The sequence below is a fragment of the Clostridium sp. AF21-20LB genome, from assembly GCF_003478795.1.
Lineage (GTDB): Bacteria > Bacillota > Clostridia > Lachnospirales > Lachnospiraceae > Otoolea > Otoolea fessa.
On the sequence record NZ_QUGD01000001.1, the window covers coordinates 113,081 to 133,649 of the forward strand.

Sequence of the window (20,569 nt, forward strand, 5' to 3'; positions counted from 1 at the left end):
CTGTTATCTTTGTTTATTCTTTGTTTTTCAGCTTGCAAATCCCCTGCGTCATGGTTCCCATGGGGCAGAAGGCACACCATGTACGGGGCTTGTAGAGCACCATGACGATGAGGCCGATGAGCAGCGAGGTCAGCATGAGGCTGTAAAAGCCGAAGCTGAATTGGGCTACCCAGTCTGTCACCGTTCCGGCGGTGTAGGCCCAGCCCCACGGCACACGGAAGGTCCAGAACAGCTTAATGGCCTCCCGCAGGGACGAAGTACCCGCAGCGACCAGATATGTCTGAAACACCATGTTGCCGAACATCGTCAGGAAAAAGATCAAAAAGCCATAACGGAACCACTTGGAGGACATCCAGCGGGGCGTGGGCTTGCAGCGGGAGCATTTAAGGTCTGTCCCCAGCTTGCTGAACAGTTGACCCCGTCCGCAGAGGTGGTTGCAAAAGTATTTGTTCCCACCAAAGATGGCTAAGAACAGCGGCAGAAGAAAATCGATCATGCCCAGCCACGCGAACAGGATATTGAAAAAGCCCAGTGCAAAATAGATGATTGCATATACCAACAGGTAATCGTACCAATGCTTTACTTTCATGCGTCAGCCCTCACTTTCACCTCAATGCAGCCGACGGGACAGATCTTTGCGCACTTGCCGCAGCCTACGCATCGTTCCGCCTCCACAGCGGCGTAGCAGCCGCGGCGCACCTTGACGGCCCCCAGTGGACAGGTATTTTCACACACGCCGCAGGCGACGCACCGCGTCTTATCTATGGCGGCCAGTTTCTTTGACAGCATAGCGTTCCTCCCTTAATCCTGCAAGGATTTGTAATAGAGCATACAGTGGCAGAATCCCTCGAAGCCCGGATCTGCAATTTGATCCTTAAACTCCTGGCACATACATTTGGTCGCCTCTGTGCTCTCCCTGCGGCAGGGGCAGTACCCGCCGGTGCGCTTGAGTCCTTCTCTGATGGTGCTGACAATCTCCTGATCGGAATTGAGCTTGATTTTCATGTTCGCCACCTCTTTCTTGTTGATTGATTGTGGCTTTATCATACCGCAGTACAAAGCATTTTTCTGTGACGAGGTTACGTTACGGCAAATTTTTATATAAGTGAGAAAGAGCCGTGAAGCGGTATCTTACATACTGCTTCACGGCTCTTTGTTTATAGGTTTTGTTGTGCTTCCTTACTCAGCCACAGAAAACTGGTCTTTGCCAACAAAACATAAGGGGCATTCAAAATCATCCGGAATATCTTCCCATTTTGTACCCGGTGCAATGCCGCCTTCCGGATAGCCATTTTCTTCGTCGTATTCCCAACCACACACATCGCATACATATTTCATAATGAAATTCTTCTTTCTTGTTTTTTATTTCGCACACAACATTAGCCCGACTTTATCGTCATCAGAAACAATAACGATTCCTATCTTACTCAAAGAATATCCACAGCTTCCGCTTGTTTTACTCTCTTTGTTTTCTTATTCCCTGAAATCATTTTATGACCCGTATATACTGCCATAACCATGCAGATCAAGGAACTAAGCGCAAGGTACTTATGCGTTGTTTTTGAGCCTTTATATCCAGTGCAAAAAGTTCCAAACATGGTAATTACCGCTCCGATTGACCAATATTTATGTGCTTTCATGACTTGTTTGCCTCCTGCCTGCAATACATGACATTCAGTTCTCTATGTTGGTTCTAAGATACCATGCGCGGAACGATCACGCTTTCCACAGACTGTGGAGGTTGCAGTAGGCGTAGACCGCCTCGACTTCGTCGCCCTCGCAGAGCGCAAAGCAGACCTCCGGCTTCTCGCCCGGGTGCAGTTCCTTGCGCTGGTTGCCCTGATTGGTGTGGAGGGACACCCACTCGATGTAGTGCTCCGGCAGCATGGGATGCTCTACGGAGCCGACCTTGACATGAACGATGCCGTTTTCCACAGTCCAGACAGGGACGTGCTTCTCCACGGCGGCGTCGGTGGTACCGGGGATGATCTCGCTCATCGGCTCACCGCAACAGATGACGGGAACGCCCGTGTCCTTGACCTTGGCAATGATGTTGCCGCAATGCTTGCAAATGTAAAACTTCTGCTCCATGATTCGTTCTCCTTTTCTCTTTAATAGTTTTCTGCGTGAATTTCAAAGTAGCTCTGGGGATGGTTGCAGGTCGGGCAGACCTCCGGTGCTTTCTCACCGATCACGATATGCCCGCAGTTGCGGCACTCCCATACCTTGACCTCACTCTTGGCGAAGACCTCCGCCATCTCCACATTGTGCAGCAGGGCACGGTAGCGCTCCTCATGATGCTTTTCAATGGCGGCTACCAGGCGGAAACGCTGGGCCAGCTCATGGAAACCCTCCTCGTCGGCGGTTTTGGCAAAGCGTCGTACATATCCGTCCACTCGTAGTTCTCGCCCTCAGCGGCGGAGAGAAGGTTTTCGGCGGTGTCGCCAATGCCGTTCAGCTCTTTGAACCACAGCTTGGCGTGTTCCTTCTCATTATCAGCGGTTTTGAGGAACAGCGCCGCGATCTGCTCGTAGCCTTCCTTCTTGGCCTTGGATGCAAAATAGGTGTATTTGTTGCGCGCCTCGGACTCACCGGCAAAGGCAGCCATCAGGTTTTTTTTCGGTTTGAGTTCCTGCGTATTTCGTTTCTTTCATGGCGGATACTCCTTCCTGTTTTTCTGCTTTTATTGTAGCAAATCTATGATTTTCTTCTGTAACGAAGTCACATTTCTTTTTATTTTAGACGATTTAGTCTGTTCTTATCCCGCAGCGTGATTGCACCACGCTTCAGCTCCACCAGCCCGTCCTCCGAGAAGCTTTTGAGCATCCGTGCCACTGCCTCCCGTGCCGAGCTGATGTGCTGGGCGATCTGCTCATGGGTCATGCGTATCGTGTCGGAGCCGGTACGTTCCGCTTCGGCAAAGAGAAATTCTGCCAGCCGCTGATCCAATCCCTTGAACATAATCTGCTGCATCGCCCACATCACATCAGAAAACCGTTTCGTTGCCAGTTCATAAAGAAAACAGCGGACATGGAGATTTTTCTCCTTGAGTGCAGCAATGACATTTGCAGAGATAATCAGAATGTCCGTATCCATTCCGGCAGTCATTTGTGTATCAAAGGTGATCTGACTGATCACGCAGGAGGCGGAAAGCACGCATAGTTCGCCCGGATACAGGCGGAACAGCGTTACCTCCCGCCCCTCATCAGAGAGAAGATAGGTGCGGATCTCGCCGGAAAGAATAAACAGCATTCCGAGACATTCATTGTCGCTGCTGTGAACGAACGCACCCTTTTTATAATGACGGACAAAGGCACTTCGGCGTAGTGTGTCCATTTCGCGTTCGGTCAAGGATGACCAGAACGGAAGTTGTGTCAGTGTGCGTTCCATATCAATGGCAGCTATGCTTGCCGCAGCCGTGGTCACCGCAGGAGTGACCAGCCTCGCCGTGTTCATGGTCATGGTGGTCACAGTGAACATTGGGATCGTAGCCCAAACTTCCGTTGAGCAATGCGCTCACCGCCGCGTCAGCGTCCCCGCTGACACCGCCGTAGAGCTTGATGCCCGCTTCGGCGAGTGCTGCCTGCGCACCGCCGCCGATGCCTCCGCAAATCAAAGTGTCCACGCCGTTCTGCATCAGGAATCCTGCCAGTGCGCCGTGACCGCTGCCGTTGGTATCAACGACTTCCGCATGGACGATTTTGCCGTCCACAGATTCATAAAGCTTGAACTGCTCGGTGTGACCGAAATGCTGAAAGATCTGACCGTTGTCATAGGTAACTGCAATTTTCATAATGGAATCTCCTTTGCAAGTTTTGCCTGATTTTTCCATGTTGGCTCTCTGCATCCGGCAGCAACGGCCGCAGTGAGCTGCCTCCTGTCCTCCGCAGATGCGGTAGTTTCCCCCGGTGATGTGCAGCGGTTTCCCGTGGACAAGACACGCTACGATCTTGCTCCGTGCGCTTTCGTAAATCTCCTGCACGGTAGAGCGGGAAATCTCCATTTGAGCGGCACACTGCTCGTGGGTTTGCTGCTCCAAGTCAACCAGCCGAATGACCTCGTATTCGTCCAGCGTCAGCAGGATCGGCTCGGTATTCTCGCACCCGTTAGGACAGAATGTATCGACCTGTGGTACGCCACAAATTCGACGGCACCGTGGCGGTCTTGGCATGGGAGCTTTCCTCCCTTTGTATTCGGTATATTCCAATTATAGCACTTTGAGCAGAAAAAGCAATTTTTCAAAAGCTGCTACATTTTCCGTCCTCATATGTGTGCTGGCTGATATTCGGTGTCGAAGACTACGTGTGAGCCATGTTCGTATTGTCAGATTATCTACATTTGACAGAACTTCGCAGGGTATCCTCTTCCGAATAGTTCGCATTGATGTCCATCGGGTTGATATACTGCGCGCTGGAAGGGCTGATTTTAATGACCTGCCCCTCAAATTTCTTCACCAGTGCCGTGTACTCGGCTTCCGGATCGCACACAATTACATCGTCATCCGTCACCAGAAACGCATTGGCGATTTCTCGCTTGGCAGAGAAGGATTTACCGGAACCGGGAGTACCCAGAATCAGCCCGTTGGGGTTTTTGAGCTTTTTCCGGTCAACCATAATCAGGTTGTTGGACAGAGCATTCAGCCCATAGTACAGAGCCTCTTTCCCGGTCTGAAACAGTTCCTGGGTGGTAAACGGAACGAAAATTGCCGTGCTGCTGGTAGTCATGCTGCGCTGAATCTCAATCAGGTTCTGTGCCAGCGGCAGACAGCTCATCAGCCCCTGCTCCTGCTGAAAGTCCAGACGGCGCAGGTTGCAGTTGTACTTCTGCGCGATACTGGAAGCTTGAAACACATTGGTTTCCAGCTCCTGCTCCGTCTCGCCGGTATTCATCACCAGAAAGGTCAGCAGGAACATACGCTCATTCTGGCTCTGCAATTCCTTCAGCAGTGCCTTTGCGTCCCTGCCGTAAGTTGCCAAATCTGACGGAATGATGTCCATATCGTATCCGGAACGGACAGCTTTCTTCTGTTCCTCAATCTTGGAACGATCCAGCTCCGTAATGGTGTGCTTGATGGATTTGATTGCTTTGTTCTGGTCTACCGACTGAATGTGCATGGTCACAATCTGGCTGGATTCCATATCCAGAAAGTCCTTCAGCAGCTGATCCGACAGGTCGGAAGCCGTAATCTGGAGATAGGACATGGAACCATACATCCCACCCATCTGAAAAACACGGTTCTTCGGAAAGGCAAACCCGGTCGGGGCAATAAAGTCCTTTACCGACAGCCCGCTCTCCGGCAGCCACTTCCAATCGAAATTGAATCGGTCATGGTCACCCATGTGGAACATATCGTGCATCAGATGAAGCCGTTCCTTACCGTTCAGCAATTTTGCCCGGACACCCAAGCGTTTGAAGTTGTTCATCAGGTCGATCTCAATGTGATTGAGCCTCGGCTTTGCCTGTTTCATGGATTCTGCTTCAATGCCAAACGTCAGGTACTTCGTCTTGGTCAGGCCGTTGTTGCCTGGCAAGCTGGCGGCGCAGCATGGTGCTGTACTCCGTGCGCACCGGATTGAAATGATCCTTCTGGTACGGGATGCGCACCATCTTCTCAAAATTCGAGGCATCCGTAGCCATATTCATAAAAGAAAGCTCAAAGCGGATACTCAGAGAGCCGTTCCACCCGCATCTGATAATCTCCTGGGAACTCCTGCCGGAGCTTGCCGTATTCCGTGTCAGAGAGAAGGACATTTTCGTATTAGCCATACCGGTGCTGGATTTCCTTCTTCTCTCTTTTATTGATTGTTTCAGTACTTGTTCTATTAGTACTTAATTGCGCGGGATTTTCCGTAACCGGTGTGTCCGTATCCGGATTTACCGTATACGGCTTTTCCGTACACGGCTTTTTCCTTGGCATCTCATAGATCACATACTCCGCTCTGCCCATCCGACCGTTACTCTCACGCTGCTGGTTCCTTTCCAGATATCCAAGACGTTCCAGTTCTTTCAGAGCTGTAAGCACCCCATCTACGCCATCCGGTGTAATCGAAGATAATCCCCGTACCGAATAGTTCCATGTGTCCGGTAAACTAAGCAGCATAGAGAGAAGTCCTTTTCCTTTCAGGCTGAGACCCTGATCCCGCAGGTGGTAATTGCACATCGTTGTGTAATTGCTGTTTTTCTCAACCCTGAATACCGGCATGGTGCTCACCATCCTTTTTCGCAGGCTCCGTTTTTTTCTTCGGACATTTGCGCGGACGATCTTCGCTGTCCTCCCGTCGATGGTATTTGCCGGTATCCTGCATCATGCGTTCAAACGCCTGAAGGCGTCCCTCTGTAAAAAGCGTCATTCGATCACACCCCATTTCTTAAACAACTTGAAGAGATGATTCTTTCCCTTGCAGGTCACTCTCGTCTGCTGCACCAGTTTTCCGCTTCTGCCGTAGCAATCCCGGACAATAAAATAGCCCCTTGCAGATTTGTCTGCAAAAGGCATCAGCCAGCCGCTTGGACTGCGGTACAGATAGCGATGATCCAGTAAGAGAGCTACTGCCGTCTTCTCCGGGATTCCGATTTCCTTACAGAAATTCCGGATGCAGGTACAATCCTCCGAATTCACAAAGGTGTCGAAGTAGTCTGCCTTGGGCTGTGCCGCATCCAGCTGTTTGCGGATACCCTCAAGCTGCTCTTTCTCGGCCACAAGCTCCTTCGCCAGGGTGTAGATGACCTCCGGATGCTGAATCACCTGATCCAAAATAGAATCGCTCATATACACACCATGCTTTCGGATGGACGGGAGAACTTCATCAAACACCCAGTGTTCAAACCGTTCTGCCGATGGCAGCTTGCTGTGAACGATCAGCCGATAAACATCACCTTCCGTGATAAAGGAGATTTCAACGACCTGCTCTCCAGCATCTCCATACTGATTCACCTTCTGAACGACCCCCTCGCGTTTCGTTAGGGGGCCTCTACAATGGCGTTTCACTGCGGCGTAGGGATTCACATATCCCAACGCTTTCGCCACGTCGCTTGCACAGAAGAAGGTCTTGCCTGCCTCCTGTAACAACCGGATCGAACCAAACTCCTGGTTCTCAAACACCTCCATCATCTGCCTCGACTGTCCGCCATGACTGCCCACATCGGTGTCATGGGTCTTCTGATTGAAATCCGTCATACCTGTTACCTCCTACTCAAATTTGTCTCGCCGGATTTCGGGCGAAAAAAATAGAGCCTCGACCCATTCTCGTTTTCAAAGAATGAGCCAAGGCTCTATGTAACAGGATACCTGATATCATTTTTTTGCAGATTTCGTCAGAACTCGCCAAACGAATCCGACACCATTTTTCATTCCGTTTCAGCCGGATTTTTCCCGAAAATCTGTCAAGGATATGGGGCGAATTTCCCCTCCAAAATGGCCTTCTGTAAACCCATTTTCCCACCCATTAGGCTCAAAAATAGACCGTAAACCCATGGTAAACCCATCAAAATGGGCTAATTTGAAGTCAAATTTCCTCAAATTTCACCATCGGAATCAGGTGATTTCAGGCATAGAAAAAGCCCGGAAAATGGCGTATTTCCGGGCTTTTTTAGCATTATTAAGCTGTAGATTATCGCTTGCTGAACTGCGGAGCGCGACGAGCTGCTTTGAGACCGTATTTCTTACGCTCTTTCATTCTCGGGTCACGAGTTAAGAAGCCTGCTTTCTTCAGTACCGGACGGTAATCAGCGTCTGCCTGAAGAAGTGCACGGGAGATGCCGTGTCTTACAGCGCCAGCCTGACCTGTGAAGCCGCCGCCACGTACATTTACAAGTACATCGAACTTATCAACTGTCTCGGTTGCTACGAGCGGCTGACGAACAACCACTTTCAGGGTCTCAAGACCAAAGTACTCGTCGATGTCTCTTTTATTGATAGTAATCTTGCCGGTTCCCGGTACAAGGTATACTCTAGCGATAGATTTTTTTCTTCTGCCTGTTCCGTAAAATTTGTTAGCCATTATAGTTTCCTCCTTCCAGTGCCTTTAATTAAAACTTGATTTCTAAAACTTCCGGCTTCTGAGCTGCCTGCTCGTGCTCCGGACCTGCGTATACATGAAGTTTTGTAATCATGCTTCTTCCTAAAGGTCCCTTTGGAAGCATACCTTTAACTGCTAACTCGATAACCTTCTCCGGCTTCTTAGCCATCATTTCACGAAGGGTCGTCTCTCTCATGCCACCTACATAATCAGAGTGATTGTAGTAGATTTTCTGATCCATCTTCTTACCGGTTACTTTGATCTTCTCTGCGTTTACTACGATTACATAATCGCCGCAATCCATGTGCGGTGTGAAGATCGGTTTGTTCTTGCCTCTTAATACCTTTGCTACCTCAGATGCAAGACGACCTAATGTATATCCTGTAGCGTCAACTACATACCATTTTCTTTCGATTGTTGCTGGACTAGCCATAAAACTCTTCATTGGTTGACCTCCTGTTTTACTTCATATAATTGAGATTAACTATATCATGAAATGCCTGCTCCGGGGCTTTGGTGCCGACATCTTCCTGACTCATGTCATACTGATTTATTATATTACACCGTCCCGGACGTGTCAAGCGGTTTTTCCTTGAAAATACAAGGTTTTTTCCCCGGATTTACAAGATAAGTTCGTTTCATTCCATGCATCTGATATACGCATGGGATACACATGAAAAAGGAAGACTTCCTCCTCTCAGATTCCATCTTCCCTTTTCGCCGCTTTTTAGGTTGGTAATGAACTTTTTCTCTTTTCTCAAGAGAATTTATTTGAAGGAGACTGGGAAATCTCCGTCAAACCTTATTTTTCGATAAAACCGTTCCTGCAATGGAAGAACCGATTCTGCCTATTTCTGCTTCTTCGCTTCCAGATAATCATTCAGCTCCGTATTCAGGACATTGGTGATGAACATATGTCCCGGTGCGTGGGTAATAACTAACGGAAGTTTTGCATTTTCAATCGCTGCCTGCGGGGTAACGCCGCAAGCCCAGAATACCGGGATCTCACCCTCGCGGATCTCGACCGGATCGCCATAGTCTGGTTTGGAAATATCCTTGATACCGATCGCTGCCGGATCGCCGATCTGGACCGGACCGCCGTGTACGTTTGGATAACGGTCTGTGATCTCTTTGGCTTTCTGTGCGTTTTCCGGTGTCATCGGACGCATGCTGACAACCATCGGTCCCTTGAACACGCCGGCGCTCTCGCACTGAATGTTGGTCTTGTACATGGAAACATTGCAGCCCTGCGCGATATGGCGCACTTCAATGCCGGCTTTCATAAGCGCCTCCTCAAAGGAGAAGCTGCAGCCAATCAGGAATGCAACCGAATCTTCTTTCCAATAAGAAGAAACATCTGTCACCTCATCGACTTTCACGCCGTCACGATAAATGAAATATTTCGGGATGTCCGTCACGATGCTCGCGCCTTCGCCCATATCGTGGATATCCGGTGTGCCCTCTACGACTTCCAGGATTGGGCACGGTTTCGGGTTCTTTCTTGCAAATTCTTTAAAATCATCGGCGTACTTCTTCGGCAGGATAACCAGATTTGCCTGTGCATATCCGGCACACATGCCAGCCGTCGGGCGGGTAATCTCGCCAGTCCGAATCAGTTTCCATACTTCCGGTGGTGTCATTTTGCTGTAATCTGCCATATACGTTCCCTCCATATCTTTCGATGCATCTGAGTTTTATCTGAATCTCTCAGTCTCTTCCTCTAATTCAACCATATATTCAGTTCCATCGATCACAACCCGGTAGGTTCCAATCGGATTCCAGTATTTCTTCGACTCACATCCAACCGCTACCTGAATCACTGCATCAAGTTCTCCGCACGGTTCCGGTACCTTTGCCAGTTCTTCTTTGAGTGCTTTGAGTTTTTCCACCTGCTCAATGTAAAGCTTCTGCGCTTCCTCAACCGTTACTTTCTGGAAATGTACTTTATAGCCCGGTCTGGACTGTGCAACCAGCGGAAGATCCACAGAGATAACGCCAGCAATCTTCGTATAACCGCCGGTGGTCTGATGATCCGCCATCATGATAATCGGCTGTCCGTGGGACGGCACCTGAATCGCACCAAAGGCGATACCGTCTGTGATAATATCGCCGCCATTTTTATGCTCGATGACCTCGCCCTCGAGACGGCAGCCCATACGGTCGGACTCATTCGTAAATGCATATGTGCTGCTTAAGAACGTCTCTACACCTTTCTCAGTAAAGCAGTCATCCTGCGGTCCCATGACAACGCGGATGGTTTTCTCAGTCTGGGAGAAGTCCTCCGGCGTCACTTTTCTCTTTCTCATATTTGGAAGGGTCGTCTTAGGAGCGGCAAAACCAATCTCGTCTCCGCCGCCGATCTTTCTTCCCTGATAACCACCTACTTTCAGCTTTAGGTTGGTGGATTTGCTGCCCATCTGTACCGGGATATCCAGCCCGCCTGCCACTGCAATGTACGCGCGGCTTCCACTTGTCATACCGGCAAAGTTCATGGAATCGCCCCTATGTACTAAAACTGCCTGATACATCGGAAGATCTTTTCCATTTACCTTCGGAACCAGATTGCCACCGGTTACTGCGATAATATTATCTTCTGTAAATTCCATCATCGGTCCCATTAAGGTTACTTCCAGAACCGCCTCGTTTTCATCATTTCCCACTAAAATATTCGCGATCGCTGCGGAACGCTGATCCATAACGCCTGATACAGACATACCAGACTCCTGATAGCCGGTGCGTCCCATGTCCTGTACGGTTGTGAGGAATCCGCCGCTTGCAAACTTAATGCCCATCTTTATACCTCCTTATCGTACACAACGTATTTGTAGGTTCCATCTTCGACTTCTTTTTCGATCTTTTTATACTCTTCCTCGGTTACTGCAGCAAACTTGATATATTGTCCCGCTTCCAGAAGCACTGGTTTCTCGCGGTCTGCATCATAGAGTTTTAACGGAGTCCGTCCAATTAACTGCCAGCCGCCCGGAGATGCTACCGGGTAGATACCGGTCTGCTCACCGGCGATACCGACGGAGCCGCCCTCAATCTTCACTCTCGGGCTCTTCAGACGCGGGGTTGCGATCTCTTTGCTCATGCCGCCCAGATATGGGAATCCAGCAATGAATCCAATCATGTAGATTAGATATTCTTCAGATGTATGAATCTTGATAACCTCTTCCACGGTCTTGTGATTGTGCTCCGCAACATTTTCAATATCCGGACCCATCTCTCCGCCGTAGAGAACCGGAATTTCGATAACGGTTGGCGGCGGAATCGGAATGCTGGATAAGGAACCCATCAATTTATCAAATTTTTCTGTGAGTGCCTTGAATCCGATCACTTCCGGATGATAATGTACTAATAAGGATCGGTATGTCGGAACCGTCTCCACAATTCCCGGTATATCGCTTTTTTCAACCGCAATCTTGAATGCGCGGATTTTCTTGTTGATCTCCGGGCTGATTTCATTGCCAAACTCAACGCACACAGCGCTGTCGCCCGCTACAAGGTATCTTACCTCGCTCATATATACCTCCTGTCAGATAAACGAAGCCCCCGCCTGCCTGTTCTGCTTTTCTTCGAAAAACCTAAAAACTGCTTCCGACCCAACAAGCCAGTTACAGGGAAACGCCCGGCAGACCTGCTGCCATAAGCCAGCCATCTGCGTGCTCATCCAGCCAGTCCGCCGGGCGCCTGTCCGTTTAATCGTTTTTTATTATTTTACCACATTTTTTGCATTTTTTCATTCATTAACCAAAGATAGTAAGAATCTTCGGCAGAGCCTTGATTCCTGAGTAACCGGTCAGAAGAACAACGCATACACCAAGTACGATGAGTACGGTCGGATGTTTGTAATTTTCACCGACGATATCTTTTCTGCGGCTTGCCAGAAGAATGACAAGCAGTGTAATCGGAAGAATCAGTCCGTTTACGGAACCAGCCAGAACCAGAAGAGTTGCCGGCTGTCCAAGTAATGTCATGATAACGGTCGATACAGCGATGAAGCCGATAACGAACCATTTCTCATTCTCCATGATGAACGGATGCAGGGTCTTTAAGAAGGATACAGATGTATACGCTGCACCGATGATGGAGGTGATAGCTGCAAACAGGATAACCAGACCGAAGATCTTGTAACCGATGATGCCTGCGCCTGCCTTAAAAGCTGCTGCTGGCGGGCTTGCTACCCATGCTTCGCTTCCAACTACTTCCGGAGTTGCTGTAACAACGCCTAAAACTGCGAGGAACAGTAAAATTCTCATAACTCCCGATACGCTGATGCCCATTAATACGGAGCGGCGAACATGCGGAAGATCCTTGGTTCCGGAGAAACCTGCATCCAGAAGACGATGTGCACCGGAGAATGTGATGTAACCGCCGCAGCTTCCGCCAAGCAGGGTAATAATCGGGAATACCAGGTTCGGGAATTCGTTCAGATGTCCAACACTGCCGATTGCCTCGACAACCGGAGGTTTGGAACGGAATGCTACATAAAGTACGGTAACAATCATGATGCTTCCTAAGTATTTGGTCAGCTTATCCATGAAGTTTTTCGCATCCTTGGATAAGAAGATCAGGATACCGATGACACCGGCTACAACGGTTCCGACTTTCAGTGGGAAACCGAATACGATATTAAAACCGGTTGCGGCGCCGCCGACGTTACCGATATTGAATACCAGACCGCCGAGAGACACAAGGAACGCAATGAAATATCCGAGTCCCGGAACAACTTTATTTGCGATATCCTGTCCACGCATACCGGACACACCGATGATGGACCAGATATTTAACTGGGTTGTAACATCCAGAAGAATGGTGCAGATGATTGCCAGTGCGAAAATAGAGCCATACTGACCGGTAAAGGTTGCGGTCTGCGTCAGGAAACCAGGTCCGATCGCAGACGTTGCCATCAGGAACGCGGCGCCAATCAGGGCTGTCGTGTTCGCATTACTTTTTTTCTTTTCTCCCATATTTTTCTTCTCCTTATATACGTATTAGCGGAACAGATTTTTAATCTCCACTCCCTCGGCTACCAGGGTCTCACGAATGTTCTTTACGAACTCCAGTGCTTTTGGGTTGTCTCCGTGTACACAGATGGAATCTGCCTTGATGGAAATGTCGTTTCCGTTGATGCTCTCAACTTTTCCTTCTTTTACCATTCTTACGACACGTTTGATTGCCAGGTCTTTATCTTTGATGACTGCTCCCGGAAGTTTTCTGGAAACCAGGGTTCCGTCATCGTTGTATGCACGGTCTGCGAACACCTCGCTCGCTGCCTGTAAACCAACCTCCTCAGCCGCCTTGATCATCTGGGATCCTGCCAGACCCATGAAGATGATATCTTTATCTACTTCATAGACTGCTTCACACATCGCTCTCGCTAGCTTCTCATCAACAGCTGCCATGTTGTAGAATGCACCGTGCGGTTTTACGTGCTGGATTTTTACGCCCTGGCTCTTAGTAAATGCGCTCAATGCGCCGAGCTGGTATTTCAGATATGCTTTCGCTTCTTCCGGAGTTACCACCATGTTTCTTCGACCGAAGCCCATCAGATCCGGAAATCCCGGATGTGCTCCTACTGCGGTTCCGTATTTCTTTGCCAGTGCGATGGTCTTATCCATAACCATCGGATCACCTGCATGCCATCCACAGGCCACGTTGGCGGAAGACACGTACTGAAGAATTTCTTCATCCATACCAATCGTATAGTTACCGAAGCTCTCACCTAAATCACTGTTTAAATCGACATAAAACATGGTTCATTCCTCCCTTTCTTAGCTCACACATCTCATTTTTGCGGCTTAGCGTTTCTTCTGTCTGTTTTCAACAACTATCGGAAACTATTTTTAAGATGAGATGTTTTTTGTATGTTCCCCTTGTCTTTTTGCTTCTAATGATATTTTATCTGACTTTTATGTATTTTTCAATCATAATTTTAATATTTTTCAAAATAATTTAATTTATATACAAAAATCGTGCAAAAACGCACGTTTTAGGCGTGCGTTTTTGCACGATGTGATTTTTTGCACTCTTTTACCATTCATTCCTGCACCCGGTTTACCAGACAACCGTTTTCGTCCTTCCTCCTGATACAGTTTTTCTGCTTTTTCTACTTCTCCCCATCTTCCCGCTCCATCTTCCGTTTCATCGAGAACCGGGTGACGCCGAGCAGCGCCGCCGCCCGCGTCAGGTTATTGCCGGAAAGTTTCAACGCCTCCGACATATATCGTTTCTCCAGCGCCGCGACCTCCTGCTCGAGGTCGATCGGTCCTTTTTTCAGATCTTTCAGATAGATGCAGTCCCCGCTCTCCGGCCTTGCCTCCCGCTCGACCGGCGCCAGCTCCACGTGTTTTTCCAGGATATTTCCCTGGCTGAAGAGAAAACAACGCTCAAAAATATTTTTAAGCTCCCTGACATTGCCTTTCCAGTCGTACAAGAGCAGCTCCCGCATGAAATCCGGATCCACTTTTTCGATATTGCGGGCAAAGGCTTTATTATAATAGTCAAGGTAATAGTCACAGAGCACCGGGATATCCTCGCGCCGGTCACGAAGCGGCGGAATCTCGATCTGCATGACATTCAGCCGGTAGAACAGATCCTCCCGGAATTGCCCCGCCTTGATCGCCTCCTCGAGATTTCTGTTCGTCGCCGCAATGATCCGAACATCGACCGCCGTGTCCTCCAGCGCGCCGATCCGCTTAAATTTCCGGTCATCCAGGAAGGTCAGAAGTTTCGTCTGCATCGCCATCGGCAATTCGCCGATCTCGTCCAAAAAGACCGTACCGCCGTCCGCCAGCTCAATCAAGCCCTTTTTCGTCTTGAGCGCCCCCGCAAACGCGCCGCGCTCGTAGCCAAAGAGCTCGCTCTCCATCAGATTTTCCGGAATCGCACCGCAGTTAATGCGCACCATCAGGTTATCCTTGCGGGCGCTGTTCGCATGAATCTGCCGCGCCACAACTTCCTTGCCCGTTCCCGTCTCCCCGCGCAGGAGTACATTGACCGACAAATTTTCCCCAAGCACCTGAATAAGGTGCCGGATCCGGGTAGCTGCCTCACTGACACCTAAAAACTGCGGCACATCGCCTTTCAGGAAGACGAGTGAATCCCGGTTGCGCTTCTGCTCCAGACACCGCTTGATCAGCATATCGATTTCATCCACATCAAACGGCTTTAAAATATAATCATATGCGCCGCGCTTCGTCGCCTCAACCGCCTGGGAGACGGAGCCGTACGCCGTCATCATGATGACCTGCAGTTCCTCATCTGCATTTTTGAAATTGACAATCTCATCCATCCCGACACTGTTTTCGAGGAGATTATCGAGAAGGAGCACCCCCGGATGATATTTCCTGACAAACTCCAGCCCTTCCTCGACGGTTGCGGCTGAATAGGCGTCATATCCCCTGTCTTTCAGTCCTTCCTCCAGTGTATAGCGAATCAGAAATTCATCGTCCACAATCAAAATTCGATCCATGTGCATCCTCCTCCCTGTTTCATAACATTATACTCTAAATACTAAATTCGTGAAATACCTCATTAAATGGTCACACTATACCATTTTCCCCGGAAATCTTAAAACCACGTCTGTCCCTACCCCCGGCTTGCTCACGATCTCCATCGTTCCTCCATTTGACTCCACCAGGCGGCTCACGATTGAGAGCCCAAGCCCGGTTCCGTTGATGCTCTTTGTATAAAATGGTTCCAGCGCCTTGGAAACTTCTTCCTCCGTCATGCCTTTTCCGTTGTCCTGCACCATCACAAGCACTTCTTTCTCCTGCGCGGCTGCCATGAGCTTGATCTGTCCCTCGCGGTCCGATACCAGCGCCTTCAGGCTGTTGCTGATCAGGTTGTGGATGATCTGACGGAACTCATTTTCATTGAGACTCGCCTCAGTCCCTCTTCTGCCTCCACCAAAAGCGATGCGCGGCGGCTGTCCGGTCCTTTCGCATAGATCATTCCGATCTCCTTTAAAACACCGGTCACAGAAACCTCCGTTTTCAGTGATTCACGCCGGATTGACAAAGTCAGAAGATTCATGATCAGCGCCGTGACGCGGTCGATCTCATGGATCATGCTGTCACAGAGCATCTTATCTCCGTCCTTGACTGCCCTGCCCTTTAAAAGCTGAATCCCGGAGCGGATGCCCGCGATCGGGTTCTTGATCTCATGCGCCAGCGTCGCTGCCATCCGGCTGGTATATTCCATTTTCGTGTAATTATCCATGTTTTTGAGCAGTCCCTCAAAGGTAACCGCCAGCTGCCCGATCTCGTCGTGGCGGCTGACCGCCTCAAACCGGTATTTCTGATAACTGCCCTTGTTTTCCTCGATTTCCTTACAGGTATGGCTCATCCGGCGGATGGGGCGCGTGATACTGTGGGAAATGAAAATGCTTGCCTGGCAGATGAGAATCAGCGCCGCGATCGCGCCAACTACCAGATAGCTCTGCTGCTCTAAGATGCGTTCCCCGAATATTCTCTCATTCATCCGGTACTCCAGCCGCCAGCCAAATGGATTGTCCCCCTCGCTGACTGCCAGTACCGATGTGTTTTCCCAACGGGTTCCAGCCGTGATCTCCTCACCGTCACGATCCAGAATCCGAATCCGCCCGCGCTCAAAATTCCGGTATTTTTCCGCGATCTCCTCCTCCGGCAGACGCTTTTCCAGAAAATGCAGATCGCGGTTTACATCCTCAAACAGCGTATCCGCCAGCTCCAGCTCGCTGTTTTTCTGCATCGTGTAGCCATTATAATAGGAAATCACGCTGAAACTTCCGATGACAAGGATTCCCACCAGAACAAAGGGAATCATGACCTCATTTTCAATCTGGAAAAACCAATTTGAAAGACGTTTCAGCCATTTATTCATCGCTCGTTTTCGCCTCCTTCTCGCTGTTGTCTGCCACTTTCATGTTTCCAAATGCACGCCTTTAGCAAGCACGTTTTTTCCATATACTCTCCAGCACCGGGGCAAGGACAAAAACCAGGGTCGAACACAGCGTCACCGGAAATCCCCAGTAAACCGGCAGCTCGCGTGGCTGAAGCAGCACCGTCCCGGTTACCCCTGTCACAAATGCCGCCCATGCGCCCGTCCTCGTTGCCCGCTTATAATAAAGCGTACCGTAGAGAAGTGGCGTCAGAATTGCTGAAAACAATCCCCAGATATCCGCGCCGAAAAACAGGCTGTTGGACGGTGGATTTAAGGAGAGCAGAAGCGCCAGCGTTCCGCCGAGAAAGATAAAGAGCTGCGTCAGCCCCAGGATACGGTCCTCTGTTTTCTTCCATTTTCCATACTGCGCCGCCACATCGTAGGACATCATCGAGCCAATCAGAAGCAGCTGCGAGTTCGCCGTCGACATGCACGCGCCGATCACGCTGATTAAGAAAAATCCGCTGAACCGTGATCGGAGCAAATAATTAATTGCGTAGACAAAAATATCGTCTGATCCGAAGTAATAGGACAGATAAGGAAACAGGATCCGAAGCCCCAGACCGATCTGGGTCAGGCAGAAATAAAAAAATGTCAAGAACACCAGCGAACAGATCAGGACTTTCCGCGCCGTCTCACGGCTCTTTGCCGCCACAATCCGGATCAGATACTGTGGGTTCGCTGCCAGCCCCATACCCCAGCCAAAAAACATCGTGAGGTACATGGTAAGGCTGTAATCTTTCATCAGATTTCCAAAACTGTCCGTCCCGCTGCCCGCCGCATTTCGACTAAACACCTCCGCGTTTGTCAGAAATCCGCTTCCCTCTATTCCTCCGACCACGACAAAATAGACAACCACTATACTGATCGTGAGCATGATAAGGTTTCCGCCATCCGTCTTGGTAACCGAATTGAATCCTCCAAAGGTAGAATACAGAATAAACAGATAAACCAAAAAAATTGCAACTTTATAATCGATATTTAAAAGCGTCGCCGCCGCAATTCCAAATCCCTTGATCTGGATCACCAGATAAAAAACGTAACCGCCCGAGAGCAGCAGCGCACAGCAGGTACGCAGAAAGCGGGAATGGTAGCGCTCCCCGATAAACTGCGGGATCGTGAGCATGTCGCAGTCATAGATACGGCCGCTGATGAGATACAGCAGCCCCGCGCCGATGAACCACGGGATAACCGTCACAGCGATCACGGAGGTTCCATTTTCAAAAACATTGCCCGTGTATCCCAGAATGGTCGCAGCGGACACCCAGGTCCCGACGAAGGTGGAAAACAGCCGCCAGAACCCGCATTTCCGTTCTCCGATAAAAAATTTCCCAATCGAATCGCTCTCACCGAACGATGATTTTCCTATGATCAGGATAATCAGCGAATAGACGCTGAAACAGACCAGATAATCAAATGTTCTACTCATACTCACTGATGTTCACCCTCGTAGACGGCTTCCAGCCAGCCTTCTTCCGTCTCCGGCTGCCGTCTCAGCCGGTAATATCCGCAGATGCTCCCCTCTTCTCCAAACGTATCCCGCACAAACACCCGTTTCGCGCCGTTTCGGTATGCCTGATGGATCACGCGGCGCAGCACGCCGTCAAGCTCTTCCGGCTCACAGCGCTCGATCGTGAGGTATGCAAGCCCTTTCTCCGGGACATTTCTCTGATCGAGCACATAGTGCCAGTGCTTATTTTCGCCCTCCAGGTACGGTGCCAGCTCTTTTTCATACTCCAGGCTTACGAGCGTCAGCCCGCGTGCTGGGATCGTAGGACCTGCTGCCGCCCGGTTTTTCTCCTCCAGAATCTCCTCCATCTTCTCCGGCGGGTAAACTCCCATGCCGATCTTAACCAGCGTCCCGGCGATGATCCGGACCATATTGTAGAGGAAACCGCTGCCGCTGATGCGAATCGTAATCAGGTCGTCCGCCTTCGTCACGGTCAGGCTGTAGATCGTCCGCACCGTCTCCTCCGCCTGCGTCCGCACCGTACAGAAACTCTTGAAATCGTGCTCGCCGATGAGATAGGATGCCGCCTTCTGCATTTTCTCTAAATCCAGATTGAAATAGCAGAAATGGCTGTATAAGCGCTGCAGCGGCATATCGATCTTGCGGTTCAAAATCTTGTATTCATACGTTTTCACGCAGTTTGCCTTGCGTGGATGGAAGGTAAGGGGTACCTCCTCCGACGCCTGGATCCGCACATCGTCCGGCAGGCGCTGGTTGAGTGCAAAGCAGATCTTATCCCCCGGAATCCGGCTCTCGGTATCGAAAACTGCCACATTTCCCATCGCATGGACACCCGAATCCGTCCGGCTCGCCCCGATGACCTGGATATCCTCTTTTAAAAGAGAAGAAAGCGCCTTGTTTAACACTTCCTCGATCGTGACTCCGTTGGGCTGTAGCTGCCACCCGCAGTAGGCGGTTCCGTCATAGGAAACCACTAGCTTAATTCGTCTCATATATATTCCTCTATTTCTATATTTATCCTCAAAAATCTATTTTCTGCTATTTATCATACCATATAATCCCCTTTTTTTGACAGATATTTTTTTATTGACCGTCTTTTCCTATGCAAAAAGCACCTTTGGATCCTTTCATCCAAAGATGCTTTTTTCTTAGCATTCGCCATATGCTACCAGCGGTTCTCCCTCACTTACCCCCAGTGACAAGGTATAGTAAAAGACCATGCCGTCAAGCTCTGATTCATAACGATACATCAGGCTGCCGTCAAGCCGCCGGATTTCTCCCAGTAAATCTCCTTTTTTCAGGCAGCTTCCTTCCCGGATAGCCGGATACCAGAATCCATTTCCCGGTGCCTCCAGATAGCGCATGATCCGAATCTCCCTTTGCTCTATTTTCCCGGATGGAAGTACCTCTGATTCCGGGGAGCTTTCTGAATCTTTTAAATTCATTCCTTTGACTGATTCCAGAATACTTTCTGGCAAAATATCCAGATGAACCAGCAGTTCATACAGGTTTATCCGATATGCATCCACCTCCCGTTCTGTCCAACGTCCCAGTCCGCCCCGTTCTAGTAGAAGAGCCGGGATTCCTTTCTGCGCTGCCCAGCTGTACAGACCATTTTTCGCCGTTGATGCCACTCTCCACGACAAAGACATCGCTCTTGCCGCTGCAGCCGCCTTTTTTTCTACCGTCTCGCCTGCTGCCACCGGAAAAAAGGCAAACGGAACTACCATCTCGTGAATATCTCCACTATGGAGATCCACGAGGAAGTCCGCATCTGGATACAGATACGTTTCCACAGCTGCTGCTATCTTCGCTGACCGGCTTCCCATTTCCGTTCCCGGAAATGCCCGATTTAAATTGACACCATCCTCCGGTACCAGCTGCTTGATTTCCTTATAAAATCCACCTTCATTAGCAATCGGAAGAAATACAACCTCTCCCTTCATCTGCCTCGGATCCAGTTCCTGAATCAGACGGGAAACTGCCAGAATTCCTATGTACTCACAGCCATGTACCCCCGCTGTAACAATCAACCGTTTTCCCGGTCTTGAACCACAGAAAGCCGCCGCTTTCAGGCTGCATTCCTCATCCACCGGAATTTTCAGCCACTGCTTCGTGCCTGCCTCCACCTTCGTTTCATATATTTTCATGTTCT

Annotated in this window: 23 protein-coding genes and 3 pseudogenes; all 26 read right to left on the reverse strand. The window is 49.7% G+C overall.

Annotation, left to right across the window (positions count from 1 at the left end; genetic code table 11):
• Positions 1 to 13: 13 nt before the first annotated feature.
• The gene (locus DWX76_RS00590) at positions 14 to 589 is read right to left on the reverse strand and encodes a 4Fe-4S binding protein (RefSeq protein ID WP_118569951.1); all 576 of its coding nucleotides are present in this window, start codon (positions 587 to 589) and stop codon (positions 14 to 16) included.
• Positions 586 to 789 carry a 4Fe-4S binding protein gene (locus DWX76_RS00595; protein WP_107000759.1) on the reverse strand — a complete coding sequence of 68 codons (204 nt, stop codon included), beginning with the start codon at positions 787 to 789 and terminating at the stop codon, positions 586 to 588. Before DWX76_RS00595 ends, DWX76_RS00590 begins: the two co-directional genes overlap by 4 nt.
• Positions 790 to 801: 12 nt before the next feature.
• Positions 802 to 1,047, reverse strand: a complete 246-nt coding sequence (locus tag DWX76_RS00600; RefSeq protein WP_107001011.1) for a ferredoxin-thioredoxin reductase catalytic domain-containing protein — start codon at positions 1,045 to 1,047, stop codon at positions 802 to 804.
• 132 nt (positions 1,048 to 1,179) lie between these two features.
• Positions 1,180 to 1,338: a rubredoxin gene (locus DWX76_RS00605; protein ID WP_107000760.1), complete on the reverse strand. Its 159-nt coding sequence runs from the start codon at positions 1,336 to 1,338 to the stop codon at positions 1,180 to 1,182.
• An 89-nt stretch (positions 1,339 to 1,427) separates the two neighbouring features.
• Positions 1,428 to 1,640, reverse strand: a complete 213-nt coding sequence (locus DWX76_RS00610; protein ID WP_107000761.1) for a DUF6219 family protein — start codon at positions 1,638 to 1,640, stop codon at positions 1,428 to 1,430.
• A 76-nt stretch (positions 1,641 to 1,716) separates the two neighbouring features.
• The gene (locus DWX76_RS00615; protein WP_107000762.1) at positions 1,717 to 2,091 is read right to left on the reverse strand and encodes a desulfoferrodoxin family protein; all 375 of its coding nucleotides are present in this window, start codon (positions 2,089 to 2,091) and stop codon (positions 1,717 to 1,719) included.
• Between the two features lie 20 nt (positions 2,092 to 2,111).
• A pseudogene (gene rbr / locus DWX76_RS00620) lies at positions 2,112 to 2,654 on the reverse strand (rubrerythrin).
• A 79-nt stretch (positions 2,655 to 2,733) separates the two neighbouring features.
• Entirely contained in the window at positions 2,734 to 3,390 is a 657-nt protein-coding gene (locus DWX76_RS00625) for a Crp/Fnr family transcriptional regulator (RefSeq protein WP_107000764.1), read from the reverse strand.
• 1 nt (position 3,391) lies between these two features.
• Positions 3,392 to 4,171 (reverse strand): DUF134 domain-containing protein, encoded by a 780-nt coding sequence (locus DWX76_RS00630; protein WP_117796820.1) that lies wholly within the window; start codon positions 4,169 to 4,171, stop codon positions 3,392 to 3,394.
• A gap of 187 nt (positions 4,172 to 4,358) precedes the next feature.
• Positions 4,359 to 5,667: pseudogene (locus tag DWX76_RS00635) on the reverse strand (DUF87 domain-containing protein); the annotation flags it as partial.
• Positions 5,663 to 6,202: pseudogene (locus tag DWX76_RS00640) on the reverse strand (helix-turn-helix domain-containing protein); the annotation flags it as partial. The pseudogenes DWX76_RS00635 and DWX76_RS00640, both read right to left, overlap by 5 nt.
• Positions 6,183 to 6,350: a hypothetical protein gene (locus DWX76_RS13875; protein ID WP_002576412.1), complete on the reverse strand. Its 168-nt coding sequence runs from the start codon at positions 6,348 to 6,350 to the stop codon at positions 6,183 to 6,185. The pseudogene DWX76_RS00640 and the gene DWX76_RS13875, both read right to left, overlap by 20 nt.
• The gene (locus tag DWX76_RS00645) at positions 6,347 to 7,177 is read right to left on the reverse strand and encodes a phage antirepressor KilAC domain-containing protein (protein WP_118569952.1); all 831 of its coding nucleotides are present in this window, start codon (positions 7,175 to 7,177) and stop codon (positions 6,347 to 6,349) included. Before DWX76_RS00645 ends, DWX76_RS13875 begins: the two co-directional genes overlap by 4 nt.
• 433 nt (positions 7,178 to 7,610) lie before the next feature.
• Positions 7,611 to 8,000 carry a 30S ribosomal protein S9 gene (rpsI, locus tag DWX76_RS00650; RefSeq protein ID WP_022358510.1) on the reverse strand — a complete coding sequence of 130 codons (390 nt, stop codon included), beginning with the start codon at positions 7,998 to 8,000 and terminating at the stop codon, positions 7,611 to 7,613.
• Between the two features lie 28 nt (positions 8,001 to 8,028).
• Positions 8,029 to 8,463 (reverse strand): 50S ribosomal protein L13, encoded by a 435-nt coding sequence (gene rplM, locus DWX76_RS00655; RefSeq protein WP_107000767.1) that lies wholly within the window; start codon positions 8,461 to 8,463, stop codon positions 8,029 to 8,031.
• A 403-nt stretch (positions 8,464 to 8,866) separates the two neighbouring features.
• Complete coding sequence (locus DWX76_RS00660; protein ID WP_022358508.1) at positions 8,867 to 9,676, reverse strand: putative hydro-lyase; 810 nt, start codon at positions 9,674 to 9,676, stop codon at positions 8,867 to 8,869.
• 36 nt (positions 9,677 to 9,712) lie between these two features.
• Positions 9,713 to 10,810 (reverse strand): biotin-dependent carboxyltransferase family protein, encoded by a 1,098-nt coding sequence (locus tag DWX76_RS00665; protein ID WP_118569953.1) that lies wholly within the window; start codon positions 10,808 to 10,810, stop codon positions 9,713 to 9,715.
• 2 nt (positions 10,811 to 10,812) lie between these two features.
• Entirely contained in the window at positions 10,813 to 11,541 is a 729-nt protein-coding gene (gene pxpB, locus DWX76_RS00670; protein ID WP_022358506.1) for a 5-oxoprolinase subunit PxpB, read from the reverse strand.
• 223 nt (positions 11,542 to 11,764) lie between these two features.
• Positions 11,765 to 12,988 (reverse strand): NRAMP family divalent metal transporter, encoded by a 1,224-nt coding sequence (locus DWX76_RS00675; RefSeq protein ID WP_117796818.1) that lies wholly within the window; start codon positions 12,986 to 12,988, stop codon positions 11,765 to 11,767.
• 24 nt (positions 12,989 to 13,012) lie between these two features.
• On the reverse strand, positions 13,013 to 13,774 hold the full coding sequence (locus DWX76_RS00680) for a LamB/YcsF family protein (RefSeq protein ID WP_022358636.1): 762 nt from the start codon (positions 13,772 to 13,774) through the stop codon (positions 13,013 to 13,015).
• Positions 13,775 to 14,127: 353 nt separating this feature from the next.
• Positions 14,128 to 15,492, reverse strand: a complete 1,365-nt coding sequence (locus DWX76_RS00685; protein WP_118569954.1) for a sigma-54-dependent transcriptional regulator — start codon at positions 15,490 to 15,492, stop codon at positions 14,128 to 14,130.
• Between the two features lie 75 nt (positions 15,493 to 15,567).
• Positions 15,568 to 15,939 carry an ATP-binding protein gene (locus DWX76_RS14160; RefSeq protein ID WP_412693946.1) on the reverse strand — a complete coding sequence of 124 codons (372 nt, stop codon included), beginning with the start codon at positions 15,937 to 15,939 and terminating at the stop codon, positions 15,568 to 15,570.
• Positions 15,861 to 16,883 carry a histidine kinase dimerization/phospho-acceptor domain-containing protein gene (locus tag DWX76_RS00690; protein WP_243022409.1) on the reverse strand — a complete coding sequence of 341 codons (1,023 nt, stop codon included), beginning with the start codon at positions 16,881 to 16,883 and terminating at the stop codon, positions 15,861 to 15,863. The genes DWX76_RS14160 and DWX76_RS00690 overlap by 79 nt, the downstream gene beginning before the upstream one ends.
• Before the next feature lie 61 nt (positions 16,884 to 16,944).
• Positions 16,945 to 18,372 carry a sodium:solute symporter family protein gene (locus tag DWX76_RS00695; protein ID WP_118293461.1) on the reverse strand — a complete coding sequence of 476 codons (1,428 nt, stop codon included), beginning with the start codon at positions 18,370 to 18,372 and terminating at the stop codon, positions 16,945 to 16,947.
• 2 nt (positions 18,373 to 18,374) lie between these two features.
• Positions 18,375 to 19,406, reverse strand: coding sequence for a tRNA pseudouridine(38-40) synthase TruA (gene truA, locus DWX76_RS00700; protein ID WP_118569955.1), 1,032 nt, complete (start codon positions 19,404 to 19,406; stop codon positions 18,375 to 18,377).
• 156 nt (positions 19,407 to 19,562) lie between these two features.
• A complete protein-coding gene (locus DWX76_RS00705; RefSeq protein ID WP_118481850.1) occupies positions 19,563 to 20,564 on the reverse strand; it encodes a succinylglutamate desuccinylase/aspartoacylase family protein in 1,002 nt (333 codons plus the stop codon).
• Positions 20,565 to 20,569: the final 5 nt, after the last annotated feature.